The organism is Neisseria sp. HMSC058F07, from assembly GCF_001810035.1.
GTDB classification, from domain to species: domain Bacteria; phylum Pseudomonadota; class Gammaproteobacteria; order Burkholderiales; family Neisseriaceae; genus Neisseria; species Neisseria perflava.
The window spans coordinates 194,787-206,166 of sequence record NZ_KV799663.1 but is presented as its reverse complement, the minus strand read 5'-3'; the positions used below and the strand labels follow the sequence as shown (position 1 = coordinate 206,166).

The window sequence follows — 11,380 nt, the reverse complement described above, 5'->3', positions numbered from 1 at the left end:
AGACGCTCTACCAACTGAGCTAATCACCCATGCGCAAAATTGCGAAGACGTTATTAAACCAAAAAATCCTGATGCGCGCAAGATTTATTTGCCGATAATTAGATGTCTCCCTGCAAGCACCAGTTTTCAAAGGAAATAATTTCTTCCTGTTTGCCTGCGACAACCAAAATGTCGCCGGTTTCCAGAACGAAATCAGGGTCAAGGTCTTGGATTTTTCCGGTATTGCGGCGGATAAACAATAGTTTCAGATGATGGGCGGTCAAGGGCAATTCACGGATGGTTTTACCGATGGCATGTGCCTCGCCTTGCAATGGGAAGGCATGGCGGCAGACGGCCTTGCTGTCTTCGTCGGAGAAGCTGTCATCATCACTGCCGACAAACAAGTCTTGCAAAGATGCATAGCGGCTGTGACGGATGTGGGTTATGGTTTGATAAACATGGTTGTAGGAAAGGCCGTGGCCCAACATGGCATAGCTTGCCAGCACCAGGCTGGTTTCTTTGGTATCGGAGACGGTTTCTTCAGCACCCATTTCGGTAAAGGTTTTAACGTAATCGTCATTGGTGGCGCGAACATAAACCGGCATGCTCGGATGCATGGACATGATGTTGCCGAGAACATGTTGGGTCTCGTGCATATTGTTCAGCGTGATGACCACCATTTTGGCGCGCCCCAAGCCGGCGGCTTCCAAGACTTCACGGCGTTTGGCATCGCCAAAGGAAACCGGTTCGCCTGCGTTGCGTGCCACTTGTACGCGGGCAATATCCAAGTCAAGTGCAAAGTAGGGGATACCTTCTTGCGCCAATACACGGGCAACCGATTGACCGCCGCGTCCGAAACCGATAATCAGGACGTGTTCGGATTTGCTCATGGTTTCCACCAGCATGGAGTGCAAGTCCAAGGCTTTCATGTCCCAGTCGGATTTGACGAAGCGGCTGACGATGGCATCGCTGCTGCCCAAAATGAATGGTGCGGCAATCATGGAGAGCAAGACGGCTGCAGTGGCCGCTTGTTCCAACTCGGGCGAAACCATATTGATTTTGCTGGAAATAGCCAGCATCACAAAGCCGAACTCGCCGCCTTGTGCTAAATAAAGCGCACTCTTGAGGCTGTCGCTCGTAGGGTTTTTCATGCGCAAAGCGATGATGAAGACGACCAGTGCTTTCAAGACCAACAGGATTGCCAACAAAATCAGGATTTGCTGCCAGTTGCCGATCAGCGCCTGAACATCCAGCTTCATACCGACGGTAATGAAGAAGAAGCCCAGCAGGATATCGCGGAATGGACGGATGTCGTCTTCCACCTGAATGCGGTATTCGGTTTCGGAAAGCAGCATACCGGCAACGAATGCGCCCAATGCCATAGACAGGCCTTCAAGCTCTGTCAGATAGGCCACGCCCAAAGTAACCAGCAAAACGTTGATCATGAAGAGTTCGGACGATTTGCGTTTGGCAACCAGTCTGAACCAGCGCGACATCACACGGCTGCCGATAACGAACAAAATGCCCAAGGTCAGTAACATTTTCAAACCGGCCAAGCCCAGCTCTACCCATAAGTTGCCTTCGCTACCGCCGGCAAGTGCCGGAATCAGAATCATCAGCGGTACAACGGCAATATCTTGCATCAGCAAAACACCCATGGCCATTTGACCATGCGGCTGACCCAGCTCGGTTTTCTCCGACAGAATGCGGCTGACGATAGCGGTGGACGACATGGTCAGTGCACCCGCAGTGGCAAACGCCCAGTTAAACGGCGTGCCCATTGCCATCAAAATGCCCATAATCGAGAGCATGGTAATGATGACTTGCAAACCGCCCAAGCCGAATACGAGGCGGCGCATGGCTTTGAGTTTGGGCAGGGAGAATTCGAGACCGATGCTGAACATCAAGAACACAATGCCGATTTCGCCCAAATAGTCGGTAGCATGGCTTTGCGGAATCAGTTTGAACATACCCGGACCGGCAATAAAACCGACCAAAAGATAACCGAGCATGGAAGGAATGTTGAACTTGCGACAGCAGATAACCGTAATGACGGAAACCAACAGGACAATGACAATGGGACCGAGGGAGAATTCGTGCATAGAGTGGGCGGCCTTTCGTTAAAAGTAGCTATTGTTATATAGGCCGTCTGAAACACGTCGAAAACCGACAGCAAACCCAAATAAAAACGCACAGAATGAACTTCATTTCTGCAATTTGATTTCCCGTATCATGCTTATTTGGACTTACTGTTTCGAGCGTTATCTAACGGATTATTAAGATTATATCAAGATAGAATGTAAAGTAGTGTTTTGATTGACAAAAAGGGCCGTCTGAAATATTCAGACGGCCTTTAAATAAACGGTTTAAGGCATCAACATGCCGCCGTTGACATGAAGTGTCTGACCGGTAATGTATTTTGCCTGATCAGAAGCCAAGAACAAGACTGCATCGGCAATATCTTGCGCTTCACCGAATTTGCCCAAAGAAGTTTGCGCTTCAAAGGTTTTGCGGGTTTCTTCCGGCAGGGCGCGGGTCATATCGGTGTCGATAAAGCCGGGGGCGACACAGTTGACGGTAATGCCACGGCTGCCGACTTCACGCGCCATAGATTTGGAGAAGCCGATTAAGCCTGCTTTTGCAGCCGCATAGTTGGTTTGGCCGGCATTGCCCATCACGCCGACAACAGATGTGATGTTGATGATGCGGCCAGTACGCTGTTTCATCATGCCGCGCAATACGGCTTTGGAGGCGCGGAACACAGATTTGAGGTTAACCTGCATGATGTCGTCCCATTCTTCCTCTTTCATGCGCATCAGGAGATTGTCGCGGGTAATGCCGGCGTTGTTGACCAGAATATCCAGTTTGCCGAATTCTTTTTCGATGTCGGCAATCAGGTTTTCGATGGTTTCAGGCTCGGCAGAATTCAATGCACGGCCTTCGCCGCCCCATTGTGCCAAGCGTTCGCCGATTGCAGCCGCACCGCTCTCACTGGTGGCTGTGCCGATAACTTTTGCACCGGCCGCAGCCAAAGTATCGGCAATCGCCGCACCAATACCGCGCGATGCGCCGGTTACCAAAGCGATTTTGCCGCTTAAATCTTGTGTACTCATGTTTTATTCCTTAATTGAGATTGGAAAAATGGTTTCAGACGGCCTTATTTACCTGGGGAGGGTGCTTGATACCGTCGTTTGTTGATTCTTCGTAATAAATATTCTCTGTAGTATGCCCATGCTTGCTTTTTTTGTCCTTGTTTCCAAAGCCGTTTGGCTGCTTGTCTAAATTTCCTTTTAGGATTTGGAAAGGGCAACCAAGTTGATAGAGGTTGTTCTAGATATCCGTTATTCCATGGGGAATTCTTAAAATATTGATCATATGCAGGGTGGAAGCCTAATTGATGCCACGGTTTGATATGACCAACAAAATGGACTAAGCGGATATTGTTGGGATTGTCGATTAATTCACTGTATTTTTGATGCCAATGTATCCAGTTAAAGTTTTCTGAAAGCCAGTGTACATGACCTATACAGGCTAAATTCAAAATATCTTGGTCTGGACAGGAGAGTTTAAAATTCTGTTTTTCTACGGCTTGCATTTTTTCAGACAAAATTTTATCTATTGCCATATCATTCCATTTGTCAATATTGAATAGAATGACCCCAGAGTTGAAATAAGGCTCAGTATCTGTAAAACCAAATTGATTGAGTTGTTTTATATATGCTCTGTATAAGATTGCATCAGGTACGGCAGCAATCAAAGAATTTGAAATGTCGATTTCAAATAAATCATCAATGTTGCCCAAGCACAGTACATCAGTATCTAAATAAAGCGCAGTATGAGTAATACCTTTTAATAAGCAAGGGATACTCATACGGTAATACATAGCGATAGTAAAATAATGGGTAGTCTGCAGGGTAGAAAAGTATTCTGTATTTAAATGGTAAACGCTTATCGCGTAGTTTTGATTTGATGTTTCAATTTGATCGAAAATATTAAAATCATAACCTTCTGAACCACTAACTAACAAATGAAAATGTATTGGACTGGTATTGTTTTGCAGCACAGAAAGTAACGCAGTGCCGATGTGTTTGATATAGTTTTGATCGGCTGCATAAACAATATGTTTCGGCTGTTTAATGAATTCTCGTTTGCGGATATGAACAGTTTCTAATACTAATTTTTCTCTATCAAACATTTAAATTCTCCACAACTTCTCTATCGATTTCAGGTAATCCGATAGGGATATTCGGTTCAATATCAAATGCGCAGCTGATCCAGTTGCTGAAGCTGTATTTGTGCTTCAAGCCTGGGGCAAGCGGTACATACGGCAAGGTCAGGAAGGCTTTGAGTTCTTCAAGGTTGCTTCCGTCCCAGTAGAACATATTGTTCGGGTGATAAAAATCGTAATGTATGATGGTCGGATTGGTCGTAATCAGTTTTTTGTCCAAACCAATAGCTTCGAAAATCCGCAGAGAGAGACCGTAGTGCTTGCGGTTGAGGAAATCTACCAATACGGAGGATTTGGCCGCTTCTTCTAAGTTTTGACGATAGGAGAGGGCGTTTTCAAATGAGAAGAACTCGACTTCGGGAATGCCCAAAGCCGCTTTTTCTTCTTCGATTTTCTTACTGGCCAAGCGGAAATCTATTTCTAAACCGATTGAACGTGCAGCTTCGCAAAATGCACGGATGTCGCTGTTGCGGTCGGCAGCGTACGAACCGATAAACAAGATTTTGTTTTGCGGGTTTTCAGACGGCCTGAAGCTGTCAAAGTAGAAGCTGGTGGTTGGAAAGAGTTTTTCGGCGTATTCGGGGTGTTTGCCTTGGTCAAACGGATCGAAAAAGTAAAATTTGTCGAAAAATTCGATGTTGTCGAAGTCTTCTTTTAAGAAGGTCAGGGCTTCCCAGTTGTAATACACCATTAATTTTGAATGCGCTCTGAGCTTGGCGATGAAGTCTTTCGGGTAGGCGCCCAGCCAAATCATGAAGCAATAATCCGCTTGTTCGGGATGTTCGCTTAACAGGGTATTGAGGCGTTCTTCTACGGCGCGGAACATGGTCCGTTTTTTGAAGTCTTTTTGTCCAAGAATATTTCGATACCAGATCTTTTTCAGCCGTTGAAATACATTTTTGTATTTGAACTCTTTTTCTTCATAGGTCAGAGACAGCACTTCAAATCCACATTTTTCTAAGTTCTCAATAATGAGTTCATGGATTTTGAAGAGTTCCGGCATGGCGAGAATGACTTTTTTCTTACTCATAATGTATTCAATGTAATATTTTGTCAGGCAAGGATATTTGCCATAGGCAATAGGGTTAATCAATGCCGAGTAGGCGGTTTAGCCATTGTGTAAACGAATAATAGGCTTTGATTTCAGGGGCAGGTTGCTGATACGGGCGTGCCAAAAATTCAGGCAATGCGTCTAAATTACCGCCGTCCCATACGAACACGCGGTCTGGGTGGTATAGGTCGGTCTCCAAGATATGTTTGTTGGTGGTAATTAGTTTTTTATCGAAACGTAACGCATCAAAGATACGGAATGATAAGCCGTAATGTTCGAATTGTGCAAAATCGACGACTGCGCCGCAACTTTGCACTTGGCTGAGGTTTTCTTCAAAGCTGAGGATGCTGCTGCGGTCAAGATAGCGGATGCCGTTGTGTCCGAAGGCTTTTTCAGCCCTGTCGTCTTTGCAGTAGATATGAAAATCCAAGGGTAGGTTGAGGCGTTCGGTTTCTTGGATAAAACGTTTGGTTTGCTCTTCGCGCCTGAGTTCGTAGCCGCCTAAAAAGTAGAGTTTGTTGGTGGGTGCATATTCCGCCACGGGAAAGTCAAAGTAAAAATTGGTGGTGGCTTTGAAATGGCATTGCGGATATTTTTGAATATCGTCGGGGTCGAAAACCCAGCATTGGTCAAAATAATCCAAATATTCAATAATATCTGGAAATCGACCTACGCCATCCCATTGATAATTCACGCAAACATTGCTGTGTTCGCGGATGGTGGCGATGATTTCTTTTGGGTAAATATTGGCGCGGATACAGAGCGCATAATCGGCTTTTTTGCCGTTTAGTGAGGCCAGTTTTTGCTGAATGTCGTCAAGGTGTCGGCTGTATTTGAGGTATTTTTTATAGTTGCCGTCTTTGGCGATGTGTTTGTGGTAGAGGTTTTTGAGTCTGCTGCCCAAGTTCGGATAATAGGAATCTCGGTCGTCATAGCACAGATTAATGACATCAAAGCCAAGAAAACGCAGATTTTTTTCGATACATTGATCCAGTCCGTACATGTAGGGAACGGCAAGAATAATGGTTTTTTTCATAATGTATTCGGATTGAAGTGGGCTAATTTTTCAGACGGCCTTGCCTGACAGGATAAGGCCGTCTGAAAACGTTTTAGTGGGCTTCGATAAATGCAGCTACTTGGTCGGCATTGGTCAATGCGCTGCACGCGGCTTCTTTGTTGATGCGTTTGGCGAGGCCTGCGAGGACTTTGCCGGGGCCGCATTCGGCGGATTCGGTGATGCCTTCGGAGACAAGTGCGTTGACGGTTTCTGTCCAGCGCACCGGGCTGTACAGTTGGCGTACCAAGGCATCTTTGATTTTGTCGGCATCATCATAAGAAGCGACATCGGCGTTATGGATGACGCGGATTTGCGGTTGTTTGATGGTGATGTCTTTCAGTGCTTCGGCAAGTTTTTCCGCTGCAGGCTGCATGAGGCTGCAATGTGAGGGTACGGAAACAGGCAGCGGCAGGGCGCGTTTGGCTCCGGCTTCTTTGGCGGCGGCCATGGCGCGTTCGACTGCGGCAGTGTTGCCGGCAATCACAACTTGGCCTGGAGAGTTGAAGTTGACGGCTTCAACGACTTCGCCTTGTGCAGCTTCGGCACAAATGGCTTTTACTTGTTCGTCTTCCAAACCCAAAATAGCGGCCATTGCGCCTACGCCTTGAGGTACGGCAGATTGCATGAGTTCGGCGCGCAGGCGAACCAGTTTGACCGCGTCTGCAAAATCTAATGCGCCGGCAGCGACGAGGGCGGTGTATTCGCCGAGGCTGTGGCCTGCAACGACGGTAGGGATTTTACCGCCGGCTTCCAAGTAGGCGCGGTAGGTGGCAATGCCGGCAGCCAGCATGATGGGCTGGGTGTTGACGGTTTGTCCGATTAATTCGGCATCTTCGCCGTTAATCATTGCCCACAGGTCTTGACCCAATACGGCGGAAGCTTCGTCAAATGTGACTTTAACGATGGCTTGCTCGGCAAAGCCGTTCATCATGCCTAGGCTTTGTGAGCCTTGTCCGGGGAAGAAGAATGCGAAAGACATGGTAATTCCTTATTGGTTTGAATGTTTGAGGGTGTCTGCCAGCAGAAGGAGGGTGGCGACAGTATTGGTTGCAGCGGTCAGCCGGAAGGTGCGGACAAAACTGAGTTTGCTGGTTTTATGCCGGAATGCGAGGCTGCTGCAATAACCGCCCGGTCAGCCGCCAAGCAGATTGAGCAGGTGCAATTTTGCTTCGGGTATGCGTCTGCCGTGGTTGCGTGCGCGCTGTTTGTCTAGGTAGTAAAGCAGGAAAACGTATGCACTCAGTGCGAGATAGGCGATTGCCAGTTTGGGCAATATTATAGCCGTTATGCTTAAAAACAGGCTGCTGATGCAGAGTGCAAACGTTAGGGATTTCATGGGTTTTAGCAGAATAGGCTGTCTGAAAGGGATGTTCAGACGGCCCAACCGTTAGTATTTTACTAAGACCGCACCCCAGGCAAAACCGCCGCCGATGCCTTCGAGCAAGAGGTTTTGTCCGCGTTTGATTTGGCCGTTTTTAATACCGACATCCAGTGCCAGTGGAATGGAGGCTGCGGAAGTGTTGCCGTGGTCTTGGACGGTTAAGATCACTTTATCCATGCTCAAGCCTAAGTGTTTGGCGGTAGAGTCGATAATGCGCTTATTGGCTTGGTGCGGTACAAGCCAATCGATTTGATCGGTGGTGTAACCGGCTTCTTCGATAACGTCATCGGCGATTTTTGACAGCATTTTGACGGCAAACTTGAATACGCCGGGGCCGTCCATGCTGATGTAGGGCGAACCGCAAATCTGGCCGTTGGCGATTTGTCCGGGGACGTTCAAAAGGTTGAGGTAGTTGCCGTCGGCTTTGAGTTTGCCGTGGATGATGCCCGGTTCGTCAGATGCGCTTAAGACAACCGCGCCCGCACCGTCACCAAAGAGGACACAGGTGGTGCGGTCGTTCCAATCGACGATGCGGCTGAAGGTTTCCGCGCCGATCACCAAAGCATTTTTTGCCATGCCGCTTTTGATATAGGCATTGGCAGTGGTCATGGCATACATAAAACCGGCGCACACGGCTTGTACGTCGAAGGCAGGGCAGCCGTTGGCAATGCCCAATTTTTGCTGCACGATGGTTGCCGTAGAAGGGAACTGCATATCGGGAGTGGCTGTGGCGACGATAATCAGATCGATATCGTCAGCCTGCAAATCGGCATCTGCCAAGGCACGGCATGCTGACTCGGCGGCCAAGTCGCTGGTTTTTTCGCTGTCGTCTGCAATATGGCGAAATTTGATACCTGTACGCGTGGTAATCCACTCGTCGGAAGTGTCCACTTTTTTGGCAAGGTCGTCATTGCTGACGCGGTTGGCAGGAAGGTAGCTGCCTGTACCGGAAATTTTGGCATATTGCATGAGAACGGCCTTTTTAGAGAGTTGATTCAGATAGTCGGGTATTGTAAGCGAAAATGGGAAAATTCCCAATATTAAGAATGAAGTCGGTGATTAAAGATAAAAACAGGCCGTCTGAACATTTTGGAGTTTCAGACGGCCTGTATATATCAGCCTTAAGCTTCCGTTGTTGGAGTAGCGGTTTCTTCCAGTTCGGCTGCTGCTTTGGCGGCTTCCAAAGCAGCCAGCTGGGTGGCTACGCCTTGTTCGATTTGTGCGAGTCCGGCGGATTTGGCTTCATGGTAGGCTTCTTCCAAAGCATAACGGAAGCCGACTTCGTCGGTTCCACCGTGGCTCTTAATCACGATACCGCGTAAACCAAGCAGGATGGCGCCGTTAAATTTGCGCGGATCCAGTTTGCCTTTCAAGCCTTTGAGTGCGGGCAGGGCGGCAATGGCGGCAAGTTTGTTGAACAGGGTGCTTTGGAATTCACGGCGGATGGCGCCGCTCATGAATTTAACCGCGCCTTCGATGGTTTTGAGCATAACGTTGCCAACAAAACCGTCTGCGACAATGACATCAGCTTCGCCATACAAAACGCTGTTGCTTTCGATATTGCCGATAAAGTTGAGTTTGCTGCTACTCAACAGTTTAAAGGTTTGTTTGACGGCATCCGTACCCTTGATGTCTTCTGTGCCGACGTTCAAAAGGGCGACACGCGGACTGCCTTTTTCAGGGTGCAATGCGTATACCAGCTCGCTGCCGATGATGGCAAATTGAACCAGTTGTTCGGGCGTACAGTCGACGTTAGCTCCCAAATCCAAAGCCAGAGTAACGTGTTCGCTGTCGGAAGGCAGGAATTTGGCGATAGCAGGGCGCTCAATGCCGGGAATGGTTTTGAGAACGAATCGGGCGGTCGCCATCAGTGCGCCGGTATTGCCTGCCGATACGGCGGCTTGTGCATTGCCTTCTTTGACTTGGTTGATGGCGATGCGCATGGATGATTCTTTTTTGTTTTTCAGCGCGGATTGCGGCGCTTCATCCATTTCGACGACTTGCGCTGCATGGCAGACGGTAATGCGGTCCATAGGCGCGCCTGCCGAGCTTAATGCTTGGCGGACTGCTGCTTCATCTCCGACCATAATCAGATGTACGTCGGATTGCTGTTTCAGGAAATCCACTGCACCGGGGACGGTCATCGCAAGGCCTGCATCTCCGCCCATGGCATCTACGGCCAGTGTAATCATGTTGTTCTCCGGTTTGTGTGTTTCAGACGGCCTCAAACAATCGGACAAGCACTCTCATCTGATTTTCAGGAAATTGAATTGAAAATCAGATGAAAAGGCTTGTTGCGACGGTCGTGCCAGATTTATTGGTTTTGCGCGGCCAATTTGTTGTGTTCGTCAATGTCCAGCGCGTCCCAAGGATAGTTGATCCACCAGTCTTCAACGGTAATGCCGCTGAAATAAGGGACACCTTCAGGAATTTTGCCGACTTTGGCTTTGATTTTTTCATGCAATACTGCCACGCCGACGGTGCCGAAATCTTCTTTCAGCAATTCGTTCAGGCAAAATTCCATGGTAACGCGGCTATCGTCCACTTCGTCGACGACCAGTACGTTTTTGCCTTTCAGGACATCTGGAACGGGATCAAGCCATTGGACTTTTTTCACTTCCTCGGTAACTTGACCTTCGTTATCGTTGTCGTAGTAGGCTGTGGTTACGGCGTAAATCGGAATTTCTAAGAAGCAGCGCAACATGCGGGCAGGGATAAAACCGCCGCCGCCAATGGCAATCATGGCATCGTATTTGGTGCCGGAGTTTTGGATTTTTTCCGCCAATCCTTTGATTACGCGGTGGATGTCGTCGTAGGTGTACCAGATTTTACGTTTCATGGTGTGCTTCCGAAGAGGAAAATACAGGGTGCAATGCAAAAAAGCCAGTCATTGCATGGCAATATTCTGGCTTTTTCAGTCAGACGAACGGATTATTCGCCTTTAGCTTTTACCACTTTACGGCCACGGTACATACCGTTTGGAGAAATGTGGTGTGGACGATGTACTTCGCCGGTTGCGCTGTCAACAGACAGAGAAGGCGCAGTCAGAGCGTCGTGTGAACGGTGCATACCGCGTTTAGAAGGGGATTTTTTGTTTTGTTGAACGGCCATTTCAAGCTCCTAGATAAATAAACTGTGTCCTAATTAACTGCTTTTCAAACCTGCTAAAACAGCGAAGGGGTTTGGTTTGTCCCGATTGACTTCATCCAGTGTTCCATTGTTGCCGCAGTCTTCGTGTCGAGGGGAGAAAGGGAGCGACATCAGGATTTGGTCTTCAACCAGAGTCCGCACGTCAAGCTCTTTTTCGAGCAGCATGCCTTCCAATTCTTCATCGGCAAGCATGGCTTCGTCCAAACTCTCTTCATCGGCAAACAGGACGATACGGCTGGTTTCATCGAGCAGAAACGGCATGGGCGTAATGCAACGCTGGCAAATCAGGGGCATGTCGGCTTTGACGTTTAAATCGAGAAACAGACGTTGCAACCGGTCGCGACCGCCTTGCAGCGTAAACGACACGCGTGTCTGTTTGTCGGCCGGATAATCGTGCGAACTGACTCGTTCATCCAATTCTTCGAGCAGGAAGCTGCCTTGCAGATTCTGCCCTTCGGCGGCGAAAACTTCTGGGTCAATCAAATTAGGGTATGACATAAACGGAGTATGATATAATTTCGGCAGTCTAACGTC

General features: G+C 48.3%; 12 protein-coding genes. All 12 read right to left on the bottom strand.

The annotated features are described in order from the left end of the window. Positions 1-98: 98 nt before the first annotated feature. Positions 99-2,081, bottom strand: coding sequence for a monovalent cation:proton antiporter family protein (locus tag HMPREF2696_RS01210; protein WP_070503762.1), 1,983 nt, complete (start codon positions 2,079-2,081; stop codon positions 99-101). Positions 2,082-2,345: 264 nt separating this feature from the next. Beyond that, complete coding sequence (gene fabG, locus HMPREF2696_RS01205) at positions 2,346-3,092, bottom strand: 3-oxoacyl-ACP reductase FabG (RefSeq protein ID WP_004520427.1); 747 nt, start codon at positions 3,090-3,092, stop codon at positions 2,346-2,348. A 44-nt stretch (positions 3,093-3,136) separates the two neighbouring features. Next, complete coding sequence (locus HMPREF2696_RS01200) at positions 3,137-4,174, bottom strand: glycosyltransferase family 8 protein (RefSeq protein ID WP_004520426.1); 1,038 nt, start codon at positions 4,172-4,174, stop codon at positions 3,137-3,139. Beyond that, positions 4,167-5,237 carry a WaaS/CpsH family glycosyltransferase gene (locus HMPREF2696_RS01195; RefSeq protein ID WP_004520425.1) on the bottom strand — a complete coding sequence of 357 codons (1,071 nt, stop codon included), beginning with the start codon at positions 5,235-5,237 and terminating at the stop codon, positions 4,167-4,169. Before HMPREF2696_RS01195 ends, HMPREF2696_RS01200 begins: the two co-directional genes overlap by 8 nt. Before the next feature lie 55 nt (positions 5,238-5,292). Then, positions 5,293-6,294 carry a WaaS/CpsH family glycosyltransferase gene (locus HMPREF2696_RS01190; RefSeq protein WP_004520424.1) on the bottom strand — a complete coding sequence of 334 codons (1,002 nt, stop codon included), beginning with the start codon at positions 6,292-6,294 and terminating at the stop codon, positions 5,293-5,295. Between the two features lie 73 nt (positions 6,295-6,367). Further along, positions 6,368-7,294 carry an ACP S-malonyltransferase gene (fabD, locus tag HMPREF2696_RS01185; protein ID WP_004520422.1) on the bottom strand — a complete coding sequence of 309 codons (927 nt, stop codon included), beginning with the start codon at positions 7,292-7,294 and terminating at the stop codon, positions 6,368-6,370. Between the two features lie 153 nt (positions 7,295-7,447). Continuing rightward, complete coding sequence (locus tag HMPREF2696_RS11725; RefSeq protein WP_224783389.1) at positions 7,448-7,651, bottom strand: DUF1294 domain-containing protein; 204 nt, start codon at positions 7,649-7,651, stop codon at positions 7,448-7,450. Between the two features lie 51 nt (positions 7,652-7,702). Beyond that, positions 7,703-8,665, bottom strand: coding sequence for a beta-ketoacyl-ACP synthase III (locus tag HMPREF2696_RS01175; protein WP_039862361.1), 963 nt, complete (start codon positions 8,663-8,665; stop codon positions 7,703-7,705). Positions 8,666-8,817: 152 nt separating this feature from the next. After that, positions 8,818-9,888, bottom strand: a complete 1,071-nt coding sequence (gene plsX, locus HMPREF2696_RS01170; protein WP_070503753.1) for a phosphate acyltransferase PlsX — start codon at positions 9,886-9,888, stop codon at positions 8,818-8,820. A gap of 122 nt (positions 9,889-10,010) precedes the next feature. After that, positions 10,011-10,535 carry a phosphoribosyltransferase gene (locus tag HMPREF2696_RS01165; RefSeq protein WP_004520417.1) on the bottom strand — a complete coding sequence of 175 codons (525 nt, stop codon included), beginning with the start codon at positions 10,533-10,535 and terminating at the stop codon, positions 10,011-10,013. Between the two features lie 92 nt (positions 10,536-10,627). Beyond that, positions 10,628-10,807, bottom strand: coding sequence for a 50S ribosomal protein L32 (gene rpmF / locus HMPREF2696_RS01160; protein WP_002240035.1), 180 nt, complete (start codon positions 10,805-10,807; stop codon positions 10,628-10,630). Between the two features lie 33 nt (positions 10,808-10,840). Continuing rightward, positions 10,841-11,344: a YceD family protein gene (locus HMPREF2696_RS01155; RefSeq protein WP_004520416.1), complete on the bottom strand. Its 504-nt coding sequence runs from the start codon at positions 11,342-11,344 to the stop codon at positions 10,841-10,843. Positions 11,345-11,380 lie beyond the last annotated feature (36 nt).

What these genes read in the sequence shown, in the direction of transcription:
- HMPREF2696_RS01190 (WP_004520424.1), bottom strand. Translation starts at nt 6,294, where the DNA reads ATGAAAAAAACCATTATTCTTGCCGTTCCCTACATGTACGGACTGGAT.
- plsX (WP_070503753.1), bottom strand. Translation starts at nt 9,888, where the DNA reads ATGATTACACTGGCCGTAGATGCCATGGGCGGAGATGCAGGCCTTGCG.
- HMPREF2696_RS11725 (WP_224783389.1), bottom strand. Translation starts at nt 7,651, where the DNA reads ATGAAATCCCTAACGTTTGCACTCTGCATCAGCAGCCTGTTTTTAAGC.
- HMPREF2696_RS01210 (WP_070503762.1), bottom strand. Translation starts at nt 2,081, where the DNA reads ATGCACGAATTCTCCCTCGGTCCCATTGTCATTGTCCTGTTGGTTTCC.
- HMPREF2696_RS01175 (WP_039862361.1), bottom strand. Translation starts at nt 8,665, where the DNA reads ATGCAATATGCCAAAATTTCCGGTACAGGCAGCTACCTTCCTGCCAAC.
- fabD (WP_004520422.1), bottom strand. Translation starts at nt 7,294, where the DNA reads ATGTCTTTCGCATTCTTCTTCCCCGGACAAGGCTCACAAAGCCTAGGC.
- HMPREF2696_RS01165 (WP_004520417.1), bottom strand. Translation starts at nt 10,535, where the DNA reads ATGAAACGTAAAATCTGGTACACCTACGACGACATCCACCGCGTAATC.
- HMPREF2696_RS01155 (WP_004520416.1), bottom strand. Translation starts at nt 11,344, where the DNA reads ATGTCATACCCTAATTTGATTGACCCAGAAGTTTTCGCCGCCGAAGGG.
- fabG (WP_004520427.1), bottom strand. Translation starts at nt 3,092, where the DNA reads ATGAGTACACAAGATTTAAGCGGCAAAATCGCTTTGGTAACCGGCGCA.
- HMPREF2696_RS01195 (WP_004520425.1), bottom strand. Translation starts at nt 5,237, where the DNA reads ATGAGTAAGAAAAAAGTCATTCTCGCCATGCCGGAACTCTTCAAAATC.
- HMPREF2696_RS01200 (WP_004520426.1), bottom strand. Translation starts at nt 4,174, where the DNA reads ATGTTTGATAGAGAAAAATTAGTATTAGAAACTGTTCATATCCGCAAA.
- rpmF (WP_002240035.1), bottom strand. Translation starts at nt 10,807, where the DNA reads ATGGCCGTTCAACAAAACAAAAAATCCCCTTCTAAACGCGGTATGCAC.